At 66.8% G+C, this 20,031-nt stretch carries 16 protein-coding genes; 11 read left to right on the forward strand and 5 right to left on the reverse strand.

The annotated features are described in order from the left end of the window. Positions 1-163: 163 nt before the first annotated feature. The 3 genes from H293_RS0128530 to H293_RS0128540 are packed head-to-tail and all read right to left on the reverse strand — an operon-like array spanning position 164 to position 1,423. Positions 164-547, reverse strand: coding sequence for a hypothetical protein (locus tag H293_RS0128530; protein ID WP_020121239.1), 384 nt, complete (start codon positions 545-547; stop codon positions 164-166). Beyond that, a complete protein-coding gene (locus H293_RS0128535; protein WP_028808270.1) occupies positions 541-969 on the reverse strand; it encodes an ATP-binding protein in 429 nt (142 codons plus the stop codon). Before H293_RS0128535 ends, H293_RS0128530 begins: the two co-directional genes overlap by 7 nt. Positions 970-1,015: 46 nt before the next feature. Further along, a complete protein-coding gene (locus tag H293_RS0128540; RefSeq protein ID WP_020121241.1) occupies positions 1,016-1,423 on the reverse strand; it encodes an NUDIX hydrolase in 408 nt (135 codons plus the stop codon). A 109-nt stretch (positions 1,424-1,532) separates the two neighbouring features. On the opposite strand from H293_RS0128540, the gene H293_RS0128545 reads away from it, so the two are divergent. The 10 genes from H293_RS0128545 to H293_RS0128595 all read left to right on the forward strand — a co-directional run bounded on the left by H293_RS0128545 (position 1,533) and on the right by H293_RS0128595 (position 8,488). Continuing rightward, the gene (locus H293_RS0128545) at positions 1,533-2,321 is read left to right on the forward strand and encodes a GntR family transcriptional regulator (RefSeq protein ID WP_020121242.1); all 789 of its coding nucleotides are present in this window, start codon (positions 1,533-1,535) and stop codon (positions 2,319-2,321) included. Positions 2,322-2,488: 167 nt separating this feature from the next. Then, positions 2,489-2,845: an SCO3933 family regulatory protein gene (locus tag H293_RS0128550; protein WP_020121243.1), complete on the forward strand. Its 357-nt coding sequence runs from the start codon at positions 2,489-2,491 to the stop codon at positions 2,843-2,845. Beyond that, on the forward strand, positions 2,845-4,221 hold the full coding sequence (locus tag H293_RS0128555) for an FtsK/SpoIIIE domain-containing protein (protein ID WP_028808271.1): 1,377 nt from the start codon (positions 2,845-2,847) through the stop codon (positions 4,219-4,221). The genes H293_RS0128550 and H293_RS0128555 overlap by 1 nt, the downstream gene beginning before the upstream one ends. An 89-nt stretch (positions 4,222-4,310) precedes the next feature. Beyond that, the gene (locus H293_RS0128560) at positions 4,311-4,931 is read left to right on the forward strand and encodes a DUF2637 domain-containing protein (RefSeq protein ID WP_020121245.1); all 621 of its coding nucleotides are present in this window, start codon (positions 4,311-4,313) and stop codon (positions 4,929-4,931) included. A gap of 12 nt (positions 4,932-4,943) precedes the next feature. Beyond that, a complete protein-coding gene (locus tag H293_RS0128565; RefSeq protein ID WP_020121246.1) occupies positions 4,944-5,135 on the forward strand; it encodes a mobile element transfer protein in 192 nt (63 codons plus the stop codon). Between the two features lie 15 nt (positions 5,136-5,150). Beyond that, complete coding sequence (locus H293_RS0128570; protein WP_020121247.1) at positions 5,151-5,345, forward strand: hypothetical protein; 195 nt, start codon at positions 5,151-5,153, stop codon at positions 5,343-5,345. A 25-nt stretch (positions 5,346-5,370) separates the two neighbouring features. Further along, positions 5,371-5,616 carry a hypothetical protein gene (locus H293_RS0128575; RefSeq protein WP_020121248.1) on the forward strand — a complete coding sequence of 82 codons (246 nt, stop codon included), beginning with the start codon at positions 5,371-5,373 and terminating at the stop codon, positions 5,614-5,616. A gap of 160 nt (positions 5,617-5,776) precedes the next feature. After that, positions 5,777-7,063 (forward strand): replication initiator, encoded by a 1,287-nt coding sequence (locus H293_RS0128585; protein ID WP_028808273.1) that lies wholly within the window; start codon positions 5,777-5,779, stop codon positions 7,061-7,063. Beyond that, positions 7,056-7,238, forward strand: coding sequence for a helix-turn-helix domain-containing protein (locus tag H293_RS0128590; protein WP_020121251.1), 183 nt, complete (start codon positions 7,056-7,058; stop codon positions 7,236-7,238). The genes H293_RS0128585 and H293_RS0128590 overlap by 8 nt, the downstream gene beginning before the upstream one ends. Continuing rightward, on the forward strand, positions 7,238-8,488 hold the full coding sequence (locus H293_RS0128595; RefSeq protein ID WP_020121252.1) for a tyrosine-type recombinase/integrase: 1,251 nt from the start codon (positions 7,238-7,240) through the stop codon (positions 8,486-8,488). The genes H293_RS0128590 and H293_RS0128595 overlap by 1 nt, the downstream gene beginning before the upstream one ends. A gap of 117 nt (positions 8,489-8,605) precedes the next feature. On the opposite strand, the gene H293_RS0128600 is transcribed toward H293_RS0128595, so the two are convergent. Both H293_RS0128600 and H293_RS0128605 read right to left on the reverse strand, forming a co-directional pair. Continuing rightward, positions 8,606-8,878: a hypothetical protein gene (locus H293_RS0128600; RefSeq protein WP_020121253.1), complete on the reverse strand. Its 273-nt coding sequence runs from the start codon at positions 8,876-8,878 to the stop codon at positions 8,606-8,608. Next, complete coding sequence (locus H293_RS0128605) at positions 8,879-15,997, reverse strand: polymorphic toxin-type HINT domain-containing protein (RefSeq protein WP_051138171.1); 7,119 nt, start codon at positions 15,995-15,997, stop codon at positions 8,879-8,881. It lies immediately after the preceding gene. 540 nt (positions 15,998-16,537) lie between these two features. On the opposite strand from H293_RS0128605, the gene H293_RS0128610 reads away from it, so the two are divergent. Beyond that, positions 16,538-19,999: a DNRLRE domain-containing protein gene (locus H293_RS0128610; RefSeq protein WP_020121255.1), complete on the forward strand. Its 3,462-nt coding sequence runs from the start codon at positions 16,538-16,540 to the stop codon at positions 19,997-19,999. The last annotated feature ends 32 nt before the right edge of the window (positions 20,000-20,031 follow it).

Below are 20,031 nucleotides of genomic sequence, written 5' to 3' on the forward strand. Positions count from 1 at the left end.
CAGAGCCCCATGAGTCTTCTCGCTTTGACGCAAGCTGCTGCGCTCCGGCGCCCGCTCGGGCCGGGCGCCGGAGCGGGACGGAGGCAGGAGCGGCGGCGCGCGGACCGGGCGGGCGCCGCGCCGCGCATGCGCGGCGCCTTGAACCCGTAAAGAAAGTTGTAACTCAGTAGGTCGGGCGAGGCTTGAAGTCGTATGCGCAGCTGGGGAGGTTGGCGGCTTGACGGTGTGCGAGTGGCAGGAAGAGTGCCGGTCGGATGGTCCAGGTGATGCGTGTGTCGGCCTGGGTGATGGTCACCGTGCAGGGCTCGGCTCGTAGGAGGGCTCGTCGGGTTTCGATGCGGCCGTCGTACAGCCACTCCCACGCCTCTTGCGATGCGTCGGGGTCCAGTGCCGGTGAGATGGTGCGCAGGGCCACCGCTACCCATCGGTCGGCCTGTGGTGCCGAGTACGCGTCGAAGGATGCTCGCAGCGCTGGCCCCGTCTCCTCGGTGAGGTCCTCGGTCCAGCACTCGCACCAGTAGCCCCACTGCGGCTTGTCCCTCAGCACAGGTGTCCTCCTGAGCGTGGGGTCGTGAAGAGTTCCGCGGTGACCGTGCGGCCTCCGTCGCCGTGCCGGACGACGATCCGGTGGGCGATCGCGTTGACCATGGCCAGGCCTCGGCCGTGTTCGGCGTCCTGGTCCTGGTGCTCGATCTTCGGGGCGGTGCCGGCGTTTCCGTCGTCCGTGACGGACAGCGCTACGACCTGTGGGGAGACGGCCAGGGCCAGGTGGAAGCTGCCGGATGCGTGGCCGCTGGCCGTGTGGAGGATCGCGTTCGCGCTGAGCTCGCTCACGATCAGTTCGGCGTCCTCGGCCAGGGGGGAGCCGCGCAGGATGTCCCGTGTCCAGCGGCGGGCTCTGCTGACCTCTTCCGGGAAACCTGGGCAAGAAAGCCCCCACACCCGGGCTGTACTCGTATACTCGTGCATACAAGTTCCTTCGTGCTGGTAGGCCGCCATGTGCAGCGGGTTTGGGCTAGACGAGTTTCACGCCGTCGTGGGCGCGTATGACCGGCGGGGACATCGCGTCGAGTGCGTCAAGGACGCGGATCGCGTATGCCTCGTCGGCGAGCTCGGAGACCTCTTCACGGGTCGCCCAGCGCAGGGCGCGGGTCTCGTCGCCGGTCATGGGCGTGCCGTCGGCGGCCTCGCAGCGGAAGACCAGCGAGACGATGAGGCCCGTCATGTTCTTGTAGACACCGGTGAGGGTCGCGGGAAGTGCGATCTTGATGCCGGTTTCTTCGAGGACTTCGCGTTGCAGTGCCTCGGGGATGGTTTCCTCGCGCTCCAGGATGCCACCCGGGGGTTCCCAGTGACCGTTGTCGCGGCGCTGGATCAGGAGGGCCCGGCCCTGGTCGTCGACGACGACCCCGGCGACGCTCACGGAGTGCGGGCGGTCTGTGCTCACGTTCCTCGGCCCTCTCAGATGGCTAGGCTCTCCACCGTAGCAACAAGACTCGCCCACTCGTCTAGATACCTAAAGGAGTACACACGTGCCCACTCTTCCTTCCGGCCTCCTCGGCGACCTGGACCCCACGAGTGATCGTGCGGTCTTCCGTCAGATCGCTGATCAACTGCGCGAGGCCATTGACCGTGGGCGGTTCAGAGAGGGCGAAAAGCTGCCCTCGGAGGCTGAGCTTGTCGATCATTACGGGGTTTCCCGGATGACCGTTCGAAACTCGTTTTCCATCCTTCAGGGTGAGGGCCTGGTCCACGCTGAGCACGGCAAGGGTGTCTTCGTGCGGCCTCGGCCGCCCGTGCGTCGGCTTGCCTCCGACCGGTTCGCCCGGCGACATCGGGAGCAGGGCAAGTCCGCGTTCATCGTGGAGGCGGACGCGGCCGGCAGTCACCCGCAGGTCGATAGCCTTGAGGTCAAGGAAGAGAAGGCCAGTCAGGACGTCTCCACCCGTCTCGGGTCTGTGCGGCGGGTGCTGGCTCGTCGGCGCCGGTATCTGCTCGACGGGCGGCCGGTCGAGTTCGCCACCTCCTATCTCCCCCTCGACATCGCCCGGGGGACTCCGATCGCCGAGCCCAACCCCGGTCCCGGCGGCATCTACGCCCGCCTCGAAGAGCTGGGCCATCACCTCGACCGCTTCGAGGAAGAGATCCGCGCCCGGATGCCCTCGCCCGCTGAGGTCAAGACGCTCCGGTTGGCCTCCGGTGTGCCCGTGATCCATCTGATCCGGACCGCGTACGACACTGAGGGGCGGGCCGTCGAGGTCTGCGACACGGTGATGGCGGCTGACGCCTACGTGCTGTCGTATCAGCTTCCGGCGACCTGACCGCAGGTCAGAGGTGGTGCGCGGGGACACTTCTCCGAACTCGTACACCTCAACAGGCATACTCGTATAGACGAGTGGGCAAGTTGTGTGGCAAGGTGATCACCGCGACTCCGGGAGATCGGGTTCGCAGATCGCATCTTGTATAGACGAGTAGATAGGAAAGTTCCTTGCGCACCATCCGTGTTGAGACCTCGGCCGCGACGATCCTCCTGACGGAGGCGCCCGAGCCCAAGGTCCGGGACCGGCAGACCGGCGAGATAGCCAAGGACGCCGTCAGTGGTGAGTCGCTGATGACCATCGGTGTCGTCTACATCGAGGAAGGGGAGTCCTCGCTCATCAAGGTCACCGTCCCTGAGAGCGGAGTCTCGGAGGGGCTGGCGCTCGGGGCGCCGGTCTCGCTGCCGGGGCTCATCGCCCGGCCGTGGGAGTCCGTGTTCAACGGTCAGCAGCGGCACGGCATCGCCTACCGCGCCGCCGCCGTGACCCCGGCAGCCTTCCCGGCCACTACCGGGGCCGCAGCCTGATGAGCGACCTCGCAACGCTTGTGGAGGTGGGTGGTCCTGTCGCCATGCTCGGTGGCGGGGCCGCCTACGCCCGGGCCAAGCATCCGGCGGTCTACTGGTCCGCGGTTGGCCTGCCGGTATCCACGCTCCGGCTGATGACCTCCTACGGGTCGGTCATGGAAGCGTGTGGCCTGACCGTGGCGCCGTCCCGGCTGCGGGTCCTCGCCGTCAAGGCCACCACCCGCCGTGAGGTGCGGCCCGTGCCTCCTCGCCGGGGAGTCATCCGGCCCACCTCGACCGGGCTGCGGCTTCGCCTCCGGCTCGCCCCGGGCCAGGAACCGGCGGACGTCGCTGCCTCGGCCGAACGGCTTCGGCACGCCTGGGGCGTTCATGCCGTGTACGTCACCACGGTCAAGCCGGGTGTGGTCGAGCTGCGGCTCGTCGGCTATGACGTCCTGCGCCAGGTACGGATGCCCCGGAAGCTCGACAGCGGGTTCCTCACGGTGCCGGTAGCCCTCCGCGAGGACGCCACGCCCTTCCTGCGGGACTACCGCGCCGTTCCCCATCAACTCACCCTCGGCGCGACGCTGTCGGGCAAGTCCATGTACCTGCGTCACCTCATCTCCGGCCTCGCCCGTCAGCCGGTTGCGCTCGTCGGCATCGACTGCAAACGGGGCGTCGAACTGGCGCCGTTCGCCTCGCGCCTGTCCGCGTTTGCCACCGACCAGGAGGAAGCCGCCGAGCTGCTGCCCGCACTCGTCAAGGAAATGGAGGACCGATACGACCTGATCAAGGCCCGGCAGGGCATCGCTCCGGACATCCCCGACGAGGAGATCACCTCCGACATCTGGGGCCTGCCCGAGAGCGAACGCCCCGTGCCCGTCGTGCTGTTCGTCGACGAGGTGGCCGAACTCTTCCTCACTGCCACGAAGAAGGACGAGGAACGCCGCGACGAGATGGTCACCCAGCTCATCCGCCTCGCCCAGCTCGGCCGCGCCGCCGGCATCTACCTGGAAGTCTGCGGTCAGCGCTTCGGTGCCGAACTGGGCGAGGGTGCCACCATGCTGCGCGCTCAGCTGACCGGCCGCGTCTGCCACCGCGTCAACGACGAAGCCTCGGCGAAGATGGCTCTCGGTGACATCGCCCCCGAAGCGGTCCACGCCGCATGCGCCATCGCTCCCGACCGGCCCGGCCTGGCCGTCGCGGGTGACACCTCCGGTGGCTGGTCTCGCATTCGGACGCCGTACCTGTCCCTGGGCGCCGCCGCTGACGTGTGCCGCGAGTCGGCGCACATGGTGCCCGACCTGCCTGCCCTCAAGCGGTTCCGGCCCGACCTGCCCGTCCGGCCAGTTGAGACGCCCAGCCCGGCCGTTCAATCGCACCCCGTGACCGACTGACCTTCGCCCCCTCCCACCTCCCGGTCGGCGTGACCGCCTCGCGCCACGTCCCTACCCCTCCCATTCCTGAACCCGGAAGGAGCCGCATCGTGCGCGCCCACCTGGCCCGCGTTGACGCGGTGCTCGTCCAGGCCCTCATCGCCGCCGCGCTGTCCTTCGCCCACCTCCACGACGTTGCCGTGGCGGCCGGACAGGACGGCTGGAAGGCGTGGGCCTACCCCGTCTCGGTTGACCTGCTGCTCGTCGCCGCCTGGCGCCGACTGCGTACCGGCAATGCCAAGACGGCCGCCTGGTGCTGGTTCGTCATAGCCCTCGCCGCGTCCCTCGGCGCCAACGTCGCAACCGCCGGCCTTCTCGACCTCGGCAACGTTCCGGCTTGGCTGCGCATCCTCGTCGCGGGCTGGCCCGCCGTCGCCTTCCTCGGCGGCACACTCCTCGCCCACTCACCACCCAAGACGGCCGACGACGTCGAGGTCATCGAGGACCAGGAGGACGAGCCCGAAACCGCCCTCGAACCGACCACCCCAACCGCCATCGAGCCACCGCCGAAACCCCCGCCCGTGCCGGTCCCCGCCGCCCTCATCAACCACGCCCGCAAAGTCGCCGACGAGCACCACACCCGCACCGGCGCCCCCATCGACGCCCCCACCCTCCGCGCCCGCCTCGGCGTCCCGGCCCCCATGGCCGACGCCATCGCCGCCCAGCTCTGAAAGGAGACCCGCGTGAGCGCCCACCGCCGCTTCCGCAACGTCACCCGCATCGGCCCCGTCCAGGTCGGAACCGCCTACGACAACCGGGGCCGCGAGAAACACACCGCCGCCTGCACGGCCCCGCGCTGCAACTTCTCCGCCGACTACGACAGCCGCGCCGCCGCTGAACTCGCCGCCCGCACCCACCGCTGCCCCGTCCGCTGAAAGGACCCCCGCGCCGTGACCGTCAGCCTGCCGCTCGTCGTCGTCCTCGGCTTCTTCGCCTGGGGAGCGGTCAAGTTCCTCGGCGTCCGCGTCTGGATCGTCGTCCTGATCACCCTCTTCGGCTTCTGGCTCTCGCGCACCTTCCTCGCCCCCGCCATCGAGTCCGGCACCCGCTCCGGCGTGGACGTCATAAACGGCTCACATGCCTAGACGAGTAGATAAGGAGACCTCGACCGTGTTCCTGCCCAAGTACCCCGACGTCCCCACCCCGCCGCCCGCACATACCCACACCCCGGCCGACCCGGCCCCCGCCCGGCGCTCGCTCCCGTCGATCTCCATCGACCAGAAGACGGTCGCAGCCGTCCTCGTGGGAGGCGTGGTCCTCACCGCGCTCCTGGCGGCCGTCGCCGTCACGGCCATCTCGGTCGCCGTCGCCGCCGTGGTCCTGCGCTCCATGCTCCGCGACCAGCACCGCCGCTGATCAGCCCGCTCACCTCTGGGGCGGCGCGACACGGCCAAGCATCCGCCGCCCCAGCGGCCCATCACTCCTGACCGAGCCAGTCAGAAGGAGAACAGCCATCTTCACCCGCACCACCCCGCCCCCACTCCCGGAACTCACCAACCTCGCCGCACACGGCACCCTGCCCGGTATCCTCCGGCAGCTCTCCGGACTCGGCGGCTGCACCAACCCCATCCGTCTCGACGGCCACCGCACCGAGTACGACGTCGACACCACGACCGGCGAGATCGGCCGCGTCCTCCAGCACCTCGACTCCGCCACCCTCCCGGCCGGCCAACTCCTCGTCCGCTGCAACAACCGCCGCACCACCCGCTGCGCGGCCTGCGCCGAGGTCTACCGCCGTGACACCTTCCAACTGATCACCGCCGGACTGCGTGGCGGCAAAGGCACCCCCGAACACGTCGCCGCCCACCCCCGGGTCTTCGCCACCCTCACCGCTCCCGGCTTCGGCCCGGTCCACAACCGCCGCACCGATGGCCGCCCCTGCCGCTGCGGCACCCGCCACGACCAGGAGGACACCGACCTCGGCACGGCGCTGGACCCTGACACGTACGACTACGAAGCGGCCGTCCTGTGGAACGCGCATGCCGGTGCCCTCTGGCGGCGCTTCTCGATCTACCTGCGCCGTGAGGTCGCCAAGCGGGCTGGTCTGTCTCAGCGCAGGCTCCGCGACCACGCCCGTGTCTCCTTCGCCAAAGTCGCCGAGTACCAGAAGCGCGGAGCGGTCCACTTCCACGCCGTCATACGCCTCGACGGCCCGACCGGCGGCGACACCTCGCCCCCGTCCTGGGCCACCACCGAACTCCTCACCGACGCCATACGCACCGCCGCAGCCATGGCCCGCGTCGACGGCCCGACCATCGACGGACGCGCCCACACCTTCGCCTTCGGCCGCCAACTCGACGTCCGCACCATCCGATCCACCGACTTCAGCGGTGGCCAGGAACTGACCGAACGGGCCGTCGCCGCGTACATCGCCAAGTACGCCACCAAGGGGGCCGAGACGGCGACAGAAGCTCTCGACCGGCCTCTGAAGTTTGCCGCCGAGCTCGCGCACCTCGACATCAGCGACCACGCCCGCCGTCTCATACGAACCGCCTGGGCTCTCGGCGCTCGCAAGGACCTGGAGCACCTCCGCCTGCGTGCCTGGGCTCACATGCTCGGCTTCCGCGGCCACTTCTCCACCAAGTCCCGCCGCTACTCCACCACCCTCGGCGCCCTCCGCGACGCCCGCGCCGAATGGCGACGAGCCCAGGCAACCACCGCACAGCCGGAGCGCGAGCCGGAGACGACGTACGTCCTCGCTCACTGGGTCTTCGCCGGAACCGGCCTCTCCGACACCGAAGCCTGGCTGACCGCATCCCTCGAACCCGCCCCCGGAACGGAAGGAGAACCCACTCATGCCTGACAAAGAGCTGCTGACCGTCCCGGACGTCATGGCCCGGCTCAAGCTCGGCCGCTCCACGGTCTACGACCTGATCCGCTCACGTCGGCTCCCTTCAATCACCATCGGCCGCGCTCGCCGTATCCCCTCCATCGCACTCGACGACTACATACAACGTCACCTGGAAGAGGCCGCCTGATGACCGCACCCAAGCGCAAGGGCCGCGCCAACGGCGAAGGCACCATCTACCAGCGTAAGGACGGCCGCTGGGAAGCTGCGGGCTACGTCCTCGCCGCCGACGGCACCCGCAAACGGATCCGCGTCTACGGCAGCACCCGGAGAGAAGCTGCCGACAAACTCGCCGAGAAGATCGCCAACAGCCACCGCGGCCTCCCCGTCGCCACCGCCGACAGCACCGTCGGCGACTACCTGACCTACTGGCTGAATGGCGTCGCTGTCCACCGGCTTCGGGAGAACACTCACGTCCGATACGCCGCCTGCGTCCGCCTCCACCTCATGCCCGGCCTCGGTACCAAGAAGGTCGCACGGCTGACCGCCAAAGACGTACGCACCTTCCTCGACCGCCTGCGCACCACTTGCCAATGCTGCGCCCAAGGGCTGGACGCCGAACGGAAGAGCTGCTGCGCGGTCGGCGAGTGCTGCCAGAAGCGGCTGTCCCCCTTGACCGTGACGTACGTGCACTCGGTGCTCAAGTCGGCGCTGGAGCACGCCGTCCGCGAAGACGAACTGCCCCGCAACGTCGCCCGAAACGTCAAGGCCACCGCACCTCGGCCTCGGCGATTCCGACCGTTCACCGCAGCCGAAGCCCGCCAGTTCCTCGACGCAGCCCGCGCCGACCGACTCCACGCGCTGTACGCACTCGCCCTGCGCACCGGACTCCGCAAAGGCGAACTCCTCGGTCTCCACTGGGAAGACCTCGACCTCACCACCGGAACGGCCAGCATCCGCCGCTCGCTCCAGCGCACCCGAACCGGCGGCCTCACGCATCTGCCCACCAAGACCTTGGCGTCCGAGCGCCGCATCGCGCTCCCGACCGAGTGCATCCGCTCTCTCAAGGAGCACAAGGCGCAGCAGGACAAGGAATGCAAGACCGCAGGGTCAGCCTGGCAGGACAGCGGCCTCGTCTTCACCACGCCGACTGGCCGGCCTCTCGACCCGGCCAACCTCACCCGCCGCTTCCGCAGCTTCCTCAACCGGGCCGGACTCCGGCGCATCCGTTTCCACGACCTTCGCCACTCGACCGCGACCCTGCTGCTGGAACAGGGCGTTGACCTCGTCGTGATCAAGGAACTGTTGGGCCACGCCCACATCGGCGTCACCGCCGGCGTCTACGCCCACGTCCGGCTCCGCCTCCAACGCCAAGCCATCGACTGCCTCAACAACGCCCTGAACGGCACCGAGGAACCTCCTGACATCCACCTGCCGTAGCCGTCGTCCGCTGACGTTGCCGTCAGCGTTGCCGTCAAACGACCATGGGTGGGTCCCCCGGCCTCCGAGCCGGGGGACCCACCCATTCCTCTGCCAAATCGACTTGTTCGAATCTGGCTACTGCAGGAGCACGCGCATTCGCCGCGCGATATCTGCCGCCTTCAACCGAACCTGGTCATCGTTGAGCAGATCAGGCATACCGATGCCAGCTGAGTCGTAGTCGTGCGCGACATAAAAGAGATCTGTCGCCGCCTCATACTGCTCGGCTGTCGGATATGGGCCGCCGTAGCCCTTGTAAAGGGGAAGGCAGACAAGAGCGAACTCTGAAGGAGAGATTCGCCCTTCGGATACGGCCTCCGCAAGCACCAAGAAGGGTTCCAACGTCGCCATTTACAGCTTCCCTTGCATGGTCAGGTACCAGAACTGGTCTGAAGTCACATCCGACTTCCAGGCTCCCAGCATCTCGCCCGACTCAATGTCCACCGAGACGTGACGCCCGGTATTGAGATCCACGTAGTGCCGGGCAGCGGTCCCGCGATACATTCCCGCGATCTGAACGTTCCCTGGATCCTTAACGAAGCCTTCCAAAGCATTCACGAATGCCTGCTTGCTCGCCTTGCTCTCCTTCGCAGTGATCCCGAAGTCAGCAGCATGTTTGAAATGATGAGGCACCCTGTTCGAATCGACCCACACGGATCCGCACCCCGGACCTGAGTTATGAACCAGAACCGGAGTCTTACCCGCCAGCACATAGTACGTGTGCAAGTCCTCGACTGTGAGGTTGTAAGTACGTGCGTACTTGGTAAAGGCGCGGTTGCCGGTAACGATGACGGTGTCACCCTCATCGGTGAGCAGGGTCATGCCCGGCTTCAGTGCCCCCGCGTCGACCCAATCACCTTCGGACGGAGACCAGAACGGGTGCTCGAACGTGGCCGTCAGCTTCTCGATGCCGTCCTCTGTTGCGATGGACAGCTCGTTGAAGTGCTTGTCGTGCTCGGTGATGATGAGTCGCGTGACTTTTCTGGGGCCTGACTCGCCAGTCTTGGGATCCGTGGCCTCGACCTCGTCACCGAGTTTGATGTCCTCGATATCCTTGGTGGTCCCATCGGCCATCAGAACGTCGGTGCCAGCCTGGAAGCACTGAGTGCAGCCGCCTGTCGATCTCTTGGAACTGCCGCCCGACATCGGTTTTCCTGCAGCGCTATGAAACGGACTGCCCGCCACAGCACTGACCGCAGCGCCAAATCCCATTGACATGTTACGGAAGTTGGCCATCACGCCTTGAGGGCACGACTTCATCGCCCAGCAGACGTTCACCCCCCAATACCCCAGCTGGTTGGCGGCCCCCTCTGGATTCGTCCCGTCGGTCAGATAACCCGGCAGACGTCCATTAGTGGACTTGACCGTGTCCACGTAGTTATAAAAGCGCCGGATAAACTCATCGCGCCCAGTCCACTTAACTGGAACAGTGACACCAGGAAATATCTCGGCTGGATTGTAGTTGTAGCTGACCGCCGGGCCGTTGCAGTAGGAGCACGGCTTCTCCCCCTTGCGTTGCCCCGTATAACCAGCACGCTTCCCGTCTCCGGCCACCGGATAGCCGTCTCCGCAGATGTCTCGCCTGCACAGACCGGACGGGTCGCTGAAGCTGACAGGGCTGTTGTTCGAGTACGCGTACCCGTTCATCTGAAGCGGGTCCGCCAGGTCGATGATCGGGTCCGCGGAGAGGAAACGGCCCGAAGCCTGGTCGTATTCGCGCGCCCCGATATGCGTCAAACCGGTAGCCGCGTCATCAATGCCGACGCCCAGATAACTCCGCTTGTTCGGCCAGCTCGACGGCTTCGCTCCACGCACATCGCCGTAGGGCTTGAAATCGCGGCGGTTGACCGTCTGGCCACTGGCCAGGTCGACCGACGTGTTCGCCGTGCCGAGGTTGTCGGAGATCAGGACACTGAGCTTGTGGCCCGTCGTCGCGCCGTTGGTCGTGGAACGGACGACCGTGGGTGCGCCCGCCTGGCCGTAGGAACGCGAGGCCTTGGTGATGGTGCCGGTCGCGTTCGTCGTCAGTTCCGTCTCGCCCAGGTACAGGGTCGAGCCGGACGGCGAGTTCTCCAACAGGCGGTTGCCCGCGGCGTCGTAGACGTACGTCGTCTTGTTGCCGCCGGCGGTGATCGAGTCGAGCTTGTTCTCCTGCGACCAGACGAGGTTCTGGGCGCCGCCGGTCAGGGCCCGGACGGTGTTGTTGCCCGTGGTGTCGTAGATGTAGGAGCTGCCTCGGCCCGACGGGTTCGAGCTGACCGTCGTCATGGTGTGGGGCTGGGTCCGGTACGCCGGAGTGGTCGGCGTCGCATCGACCGTCTTGCCGTAGCCGTAGGTGAGCGTGACGTTCTTCGTCGCGTCCGCCGTGTCGTGTTCGGTCATGGTGGCGCGGTTGCCGAGCCAGTCGAAGGTGAACGACTGGCGGTAGGCGGTGGCACCTGTGGAGACGGTCGTGGCGTCCGGAGCGCCGGCCGTAAGCGTCGACTTCAGTGCCGAGTCCGGAGTTGCGGCATCCGTCGACTCGTCGGGAGCGTCGGTGACGGGGCCCGAGGACGCCGCGTAATCGGTGCGATAGCCCCAGGTGGCACCGCTCGCTGCCTTGCAGCCCGTGCCGTCGCCGCCAGGTGCGACCTTGGACGTCCAGGCATGCACCAGTTCACCCAGCACGTCGTAGGTGAAGCACTGGGTGTCCCAGACCTTGTCCGCCGGGTCACCGAGTTGGCGCGCACTGGAGGTGATCGTCCCGGAGGCGTCGTAGGAGTAGTAGTTGTCCGCGATGCGATGCGGGCCGGCCGTCTCGCGGTCCGTGACCGTGCGTTGGAGGCTGCCGTTGAAGGGGTGGACGAAGTTCGTCGTCCAGACGCGGTAGGGCTGGGATCCGGAGACGGCGCGTAGTACCTCGCCGTAGGGCGAGTAGGTGGCGTCGGCGGTGTACCAGGTCTGGCCCGAGGTCGATTCAGGCAGGCCGTCCCCGTTGTAACGGGTGACGACCTTCTCCCGTGCCAGACCGCCTGCCGCGGGCAGCGTGACGGACAGCGGCTTGCCTGTCGGTGTGTACGTGTAGGTGTACGCGTACGTGCCCGACAGTCCCGTCGTCATCGAGTTGGCCGGGATGACCGTCTCGCTGCCGGTGACGTTGTACTCGGCGTCGTAGCCGGTGACGCGGCTGACGTAGTCACCGGTGTCGGTGTGCCGCTTGGAGGAGAGCGGCTGTCCGATGCCGCCGGGCGCTTCGTCATAGGTGTACTCCTTGACCGGAGTGGCGGTCGTGGAGCCCTGCCGCGCCTTCAGGACGCGTCCGAGGATGTCGTACTCGGTGTAGATGTGCAGGCCGAGGTCGCTCCGCACGTGATTGGGGCGGTCGGCCGAGTCGTACCAGGTGTCCGTGGTGCCGGTGTCAGGGTCCGTCGTGGACGTCACCCTGCCTCGGGCGTCGTAGGTGTACAGCCACGCGTTGCCTGCCGGATCGGTGACCTTGGAGCGGTTGCCCCTCGCGTCGTACTCGTAGGTGGTCAAACGGCCCGCGTCGGAGTTTCCCTGGGTGTAGTGCTTCAGCATGGTGGGACGGCCGAGGGCGTCGTAGGCGGTCCAGGTCTTCGGCAGGGTCGAGCCCGCCGGGTCCACGAACGTGGAGGAACGGCCGTACGACGTGTAGTTCGCGTACTTGTACTGGTCGCCCTGGTAGACCTGCGACCGTACTTCGCGTTCCAGGCCGTCGTAGCGGTATTCGGTCCAGGAGGGGAACAGCCAGTTCGACTTCGGGGCGAACAGAACCGCCTCGGGTTCGCCCTTCGCCAGATAGCCTCCCGTCTTCTCCTGCACGAGGCCGTGGTCGTCGTACTTGGTGTCCACGATGATGCGGCCGGGGCCATGCGCCTCCGCCTGCTGCTGGACCTCGCGCCCCAGACCGTCGTACAGGGTGATGTTCGAGGCGTAGGAACCGTCGTCCTTCAGGGTCTTGACGGTCACCGCCGCCGGACGGTTCACGGCGCTCGTTGCGATGGCCGCCTGGTAGGCGATCTGCACGTTCGGCGACTGTCCCGCGCCTGAGCGGGACGGGGACCAGCCCTTCACCAGGCGGCCGAGAGCGTCGTACTCGGTGCGGGTGACACGGCCGTTGGGGTCGGTCACCGTGAGAGGGAGACCGCGCCCCGGGTCGTAGGTCGTGATGGTCTCGTAGTCCTTGGCGTCGTAGGACCTCACTTCGGTGACCGGACCGCCCTCGTCGGCCGGGGTGTACTTGGTCTCCGTCGTGCCCTGGCCGGGAGACGTGACGGTACGGACCCTGCCCAACGGATCGTAGGTCGTCGTGACCACTGACGAGTACGCCGTGCCGGCACCGTCGATCTCGGCCTTCGAGGTGACCATGCCTCTGGGCGGCACTGTTCCGTAGGAGAGATCGTCGTAGCTGAACCGAACGGCCGACTTGAGTTTGGTGGCCGGATCCGCCGTGTCGTGCGCAGCACACGAAGTGCCAGTGCTGCGCTGCTCCTTCGGCAGTCCGATCAGCCACGCCGTGGTGTTGTGGAGGTACGACGTCTTGGTGCACGTCTGGTTGGAGAGGGTCTCGGCGGTGCCGTTGGGCGTGACGACAGCTGTTTCGATCTGCTCGGGCAGGCCGTAAGTGTCATCGACCGTGGTGAGCGTGCGCACGGCGCGCCATCCCGAGTCCAGGATCTGGATCTCGTCCGTTCGTTTGACACCGGTGCGGTGAGCGAGCAGCGGGTCGGCAGTGGTGCCGTCCTCGTTCTCGCGGGCCCGGGAAGCTGTCTGCTGCGACCACGGGAAGTTGAGACTGCGGTTGAGAACCTCGCCATTGGAGTCGCGATAGGTGATGGTCTCCGCGGTCATGCCTGCGTACTGCGGCGCGTCGTCCGCAGCGAGCGTGTAGGCACCGGTGGAGTCCTTCACCGCACCGCCGACGCCCTGGAGATAGCGGGTCACGGAGAGGGACTGGGACGGCGCCTCTCCGACCTCGGAGACAACCGTCTCGCCCTTGGTGACCGTCACCTGCCGGTAGCCGCGCCAGTCGCTGTAGGTGCGCAGTGCGGGGCGGGTGAACTCGTCGTCGGTTTTGGCCCAGGCCGATCCGGAGTACTCGTACTCCGTGGTGACCGGCTTGCCCCGGGAGGTGACCTTGTCCATCTCCGTCACCGATGCGACGACGTACTTGTTGAACCAGGCCTTCGCAGGGGTTTTCTCGTCACCGTCAGGAGACCAGCGCACCGGGAAGCAGGTGCCGTTGCTCCTTCCCTTGTCCTCCGTGGGCTCGGTGGCGCAGCCGCCCGTGTACTCGACGTGGATGTCCCCACCGTTCTCGGTGGAGACGGTCCCGATGCGCGGACGAGTGAAGCCGGGGCGCTGGTCGCTCTTGTTCTTCAGCACCAGGTTCGGCAGTTGGCGGTCCCGGAGCCGGCCCTGCAGGGGTGAGGAGGAACCGACCTTGTACGGCGCGAAACTCACGCCGTCGTCGGACTGCACGGTGCCAGTCGTGTCTCCGGGCGCGTAGCCGGTGCGGGTGATGGAATTGAGCCACAGGCCGGGGGCTGTGTCGTACCAGTCCTCGGGGAAGGACTGACGAAGCGTGTACTTGTCGACCGGGCCGAGGCCTGCCTGGCCAGCGCGAGCCGCCTTCGTCGTGACCGTGTCCAGGCGCATCTGCGTCCAGAACGACGGGAACGCTTGGCACATCTTTGACGTGGACTTGCAGTTGAGGTTGCCGGGGGTGTCCCACCAGGGACGGTAGGCGCCCGGGTCGTCGGTCTTGGCGAAGTTGGACGCGGCACAGGCCGTTTCCGACTTGAGGCAGCGCTGCTTGACGCCGAAGTCCACGGTCGCCGACGGCTTGGTCAGGCCGTCAGGGCGCATGCCGTACTCGATGGACGCCGGGTAGGCGTAACGGTCGTACTGCTCGGGAGACTTGAACTTCTCGCGGACGGCGTAGTAGTTGGTCTCCTGCTTCCAGTTGACGATCATCGTGTTGCCGTTGACGTCGACGACCTTGTCCAGACCCCAGCGCCAAGCCTGCTGCTTCCCGGCGCCGCAGCGGGAGTCGGCGAAGGCCGTGGCGTGGCACGGCTCGCCCTCGTGGTTGCCGAAGACCGGGACGGTGGAGACGGAGTTGGTGGTCGCGCGGCCTCCGCCGACGGTGTTCTGGCCGTAGTAGTACTGGGTGCCGTCGGTGGTGGTGACTACCCAGTACTCGCCGTTGTTGTCGTCGTTCGTGCCGCCCACGCGGTGTTCGACCCGGGTGCCGTCGTCCTGTTGCGGGCGGTAGACCTCGGTGTCCTTGTCGGGGTTGCTGCCGGATGCCGCGTCCCGGACCAGTTCGGTGGTCTTGCCGCCCAGTGACATCACCGCGTTGTACGACACCCAGCACAGGTCGGACGTCTTGTCCTTCTTGGCCGTGTTGTTGGGAGTTCCGGCCTTGAGCGTCTTGCGGTCGTCCTGGCAGGAGCGGTAGCGGCGCTCGATGTAGCCGGGGTCGTATGACCAGCCTTCGCCGATCCAGGAGGCCTGGGGCGAGGCGACGGACGTGCGGCCGTCCACGGTCTGCGAGCTGTACTCGAAGGAGATCTTGGGAGTCGGTCCAGCCGGGGGGTCCGGCACGGTGAGGGGATAGGACCAGTTGAACGCGCCCGATGATCCACCAGCCGTCCACTTGCCGTCCGAGGAGAGCGGTGTCGCCTTGAAGCTGCCGCCGCCGCCTGTTCCGGAATCGACAGCGCCGATCACCGCCGTGCCACTGCCCGCAGTGGCGATCGGTGTCGCCTTTCGGTAAGCCGCCTGGATGACACCTGAGTTCGAGGGCTTCACGGACCTCGCCGAGGCAGGTGTCACCGTGCCGTCGGCCGCGGGATCGACGGTGGCCGTGAGCGATGCCGACGCCGTGTCGTTCGTGGTCTCCAGTTCCTCGTACGCCTGGCATGCTTCGTCGTCAGGCGCGGTCAGGTAGCAGTCGGGGAACTGCACGAAGCGCAGACGGGATGCCCAGTCGGCGCCGTAGAGGTTCTCGAACTTGGCGTAGTCGAGCTTCACGGAGACCGGGACCGCTCCGCTCGCGGGAGCTTCCACGACGATTACCGCGCCGTCGACACCCTGGCCCGTCGAAGAGGTCCGCTGCGGGATCGTGACCTGCCAGGTGCCTGTCGGTGCCGGCTGGTCGGCCGCCTGGCCGAGACTCACCGGCAAAGTGCCGGCAGGCGCCAGGGCTGCCTGTTCCGCTCCTTGTCCGGCAGTTCGAGCCGAGGCTGTCGTCGCGGTGGAACCAAAAACGACCGGCGCCGATCCTGTCGGCGTGGTCGTCGTGTTGGCAGGCGCTTCAAGCCTGTCCTTGGGCACCATGGCGCGCAACGTCGGGCGGTCCAGGCTGAACTCTTCACCTGGGATCGGCTCTTCCTTCTCGAGCTCCTCCAGGGTGAGCGTCTCCCGCCCGACCTCGGCCTGCGCCGGATCCGGGGGGAGGGCCATCGCCTGCGTGGGCAACAGTCCAACCAACAGCACCGCGGCCGTCACCGGAACCACCGCGTGTGCCAGACGGCGCTTGCGGGCATGCGAAAGTCGATCGAACACGACCAGGTCCCCCCGGACCACTTGAAGCGGGACCGGTGAAGGACCACGCGTGACGACTTATCAGAGAGCACAAGATTCTGTGATCACTCTGTGAAAAAACGCCAGATGTGATGGATCGATGTGATGATCGTCACCGTGCGTAACGCATCATTGCGCAGCGAATACGCCTGTAAGCAGGATTTCGCTTTACGTGGGATTGACTTCCCCTTTATCGCCCATTGGGGAAAATCAGATCTCTTGCGACATAGGCCATGCCGAAGCGACCAAGTTGCCCTGCTTGGTGGATATTTGCACCCAAGCAACTCAGTCGCTCGCCGCCTTCTTCGCAGCACCGAGCCCTCATGACGGAGGCAGTCCCCAAGATCGCCACAGGGTGACGACAGTTTCCCCATAGGTCATCATCGGCTGGCCACACGAAGGGGAAGGGGAACCCGCCCGATGACGCACAACAGGCGTCGCCTGCCCGGCCGTCGGGCCGGAGCGGCACTGCTCGCCGCCGCCATCACCACGATCGGAATCGTCTACGCCGGCTTCCGGCTGACCGACGAGGCACACAACGACAGGGCCCGCGGCCGAAGCGCTCCGACGGTCAGTGAATCCGTCGCGCTCACCCAGGCCGCGAGGACGGGGAAGTCCGTCGAGGTGACCGCGGCTCGCACCGCACGCTCCACCACGTGGGCCCGCCCCGACGGCCAGATGGCGAAGCAGCTGTACTCCTCCCCGATCCGGGCCAAGGTGGACGGCGAGTGGAAGAGGATCGACCCGAACCTGCGGCGCACTGCGCAGGGTTGGGAGCCGAAGGCCACCAACACGCGGATGGTGTTTTCCGCCGGGTCGGGTGAGCGCACCCAGGAGCGCTCTTCCCGTTCAACCACGCACCGCGTCTCTCTGGTCAAATCCGCCGCCGCCGACACCGGGACGCCGTTGGCCACGCTCCACGTGGGCAACAACGGGGAGCACACGATCCAGCTCACCTGGCCGGGCCCCATACCGACGCCGATCGTCGACGGCAATCGCATCTTGTACCCGGAGATCTTCCCGGGCGGCGACCTGGTGCTGACCGCGGACGACGACGGATTCGGCCAGACCCTCGTGGTGAAGAACCGGCAGGCCGCGTCCGATCCGCACGTTCAGCAGATGACATACGGCCTGCACTCCAACAATCTCTCCTTCCGCTTGGATCCGCTGTCAGGGATGCTCAGCGCGGTGAACCTCTCCAACGATGAGGTCGCCGTCTCCCCCACCCCGCTGATGTGGGACAGCAGCGGATCCCCCGCCGTCACCGACGGACAGGTGGGTGCCACGGCCCAGCCGACCGAGGCTGAATCCCCGAATCCGACCGACTCACCGACCGAGACGCCCTCGGACACGGCCAGCCCGACAGAGGAGGAAGTCGAGTCCGACGAGCAGAAGGACACCGACGTCGAGGTTCTCCCCTCCGCAAGCGACGGTCCCGGACCCTCCGTTTCGGAGTCTCCCCTGCCGTCTGCGCCAGCCGAGCCGACCCCGGCGCCGTCCCAGACCGGTTCCGGCGCGTCGCTGAGTCTGTCCGCCCTGGATGGCCCTTCACCCGACTCGCGCGGTGAGCTGGTGAAAGCCGGTCTGTCCCCGGGCCAGTGGACTCTCACTCCGGATCAGGACTTCCTCAGCGATCCAGCCACGGTCTACCCGGTCTTCATCGACCCCTCGGTGAAGAAGCAGATGCAAAACTGGACCACCGCCTACGACCGCCACCCCAAGGCGACGTTCTACAACGGCAAGGGTTTCAACAAGGGCGGTACGCACGAAGCGCGGGTCGGTTTCGAGTCCGACACGTGGGGCACGTCACGGTCGTTCTTCAACATGACGTTCGACAAGGACCTCAAGGGCGCGAAGATCACAACAGCCAAGCTGTACCTGCTGGAGACGTATTCCTGGTCCTGCCAGGCCCGCTCCATGAGCGTGCACCTGACGAGCGCGATCAACGCGCACACGAACTGGGACAACGCTCCCGAACTCCATGACGGCAACAAGCTGACCACCAAGAGCTTCGCGCACGGCTACAAGTCCGGCTGCCGCGACGCCTTCGAAACCTTCGATGTGAGAAAGGGCGCGCAGAAGCGAGCCGACAAGGGGGCCGACTCGATCACCTTCGGGATGCGTGCACGGGATGAGGACTCCCAGTACGCGTGGAAGAAGTTCGTGGCCGACGGCCCCGAGCACCCACCTGTGCTCGAACTCGTCTACAACCGCAAACCATCGATCGTCACCGACTCCCTGGACCTCGGTCCAGACGGCAAGTGCACCACCACGAAGCCCTATGTCCGCATGGGCTCCGGCGATCTGACCTTCACCGCCAAGGCCACGGACAAGGACAAGAACCTCGACTACTTCGACTTCGACCTGTGGGAGATGGGGAAGTGGGATGAGACCGGCGATCTGCTGAAGTCGACCGGCAGGATCACCCTAGGCAGAAACCTCGGCACGGCATTGAGCACCACCAACGGATTCGCCACCAGCAAGCTCAAGAATGGCGCCACATACTCCTGGCGAGTGCAGATCTTCGACGACGCGGGCAGCACCTCGGGCTGGTACCCGAAGACGCCTTGCCGCTTCGTCCTCGACACCGCCGCGCCGCGCCCACCCGTGGTGACGTCCACCGACTTCCCCAATGCGGACGGCAGCCAGAACGGCTTCGGCAGCGGTGGTGAGGACAGCAAGTGGTCCGACAAGAAGTTCGGTACTGCCGGCGCCTTCGACCTGCGCGCCCTGGACAAGGATGTCCTGCGATACGAGTACGGCTACAACTCGCCCAGCTACAGCGGGGTCGTTTCTCGCGTCAACGGCACGGATACCACCGTCCACGCCGCCATCAGCGACGCCAAGCCCCCCGCCGCCGGACCCAACGTGCTCTACGTCCGGACCGTCGACGCTGTCGGCAACGTCTCCGAGCCCACCAAGTACTTCTTCTACGTCACCCCGCGCGATCAGGCAGACAAGCCCGGCGACTTCACCGGTGACCAGTTCCCGGACATGATGGTCGTCACCGACGAGGGCAATCTCGCGCTCTACCCATCCGAAGCGACGACGACCGATGCGGCCAAGGGCTCGGGCGACCTGAACTACTCGATGCCCGGGGCCTACTGGCCGAATCCCGACAAGGATCCCAACGGCAACGACAATCTGCCGCCCTACGTCGCAGCCCCGAAGGGCCACTTCAAGGGCGCCCTGATCACCCACAACGGTGACATCTACGGCGGAGACGGCCTCCAGGACCTCGTCGTCCGGGTGGGCGGCAAGCTCTGGGTCTATCCGAGCGACGGCTACGGTGCGGTGAACATCGACAGACGGCAGGAGATCCTGCTGCCGTCCAGCGCCCCGAGCCCTTCGACACTGACCCAGATCATGGCCGCCGGGGACATCACGGGCGACGGCCGCACCGACTTCTTCGCCACGGCCGGCGACGAGTTGTGGGCCTTCACCGGATACCACGGAGCGACGGTCGACCAGGCAGTCCTGCTGTCCGGTGGGTGGACCAACCGTGACCTGGTGACCGTCATGGACGTCAGCGGAGACGGTGTCGCCGACATGGTCTACCGCACCGATTCGTCCGGGCGCCTTCTGCTCCGCAAGGGCATCGCCGCGAGCGCGGGAGGGACCGACCTCAACTCCCTGGCCTCCGCCGCGAACTCCTCTGGCAAGACCGACACCGAGTACGGTGCCTCGGGCTGGTACACCACCGACGTTCCGCTGCTGATGGGGACGCCTGACGCCAACAGCGACGGCATCCCCGACATCTGGGCCGTCGCGGCCAACGGTTCCGTGAGGTTCCACCCAGGGAGCAAGACCGTGCTGTCGGGCTCGGGCACGCAGGTCATCAACCCGAACACCTACTGGCCGCTTCGGCTCTCCATCGGATGACACAGCCGGGCTCCGCTCCCCGCACGGGGCGC

It is taken from the genome of Streptomyces canus 299MFChir4.1 (assembly GCF_000383615.1).
Lineage (GTDB): Bacteria > Actinomycetota > Actinomycetes > Streptomycetales > Streptomycetaceae > Streptomyces > Streptomyces canus_C.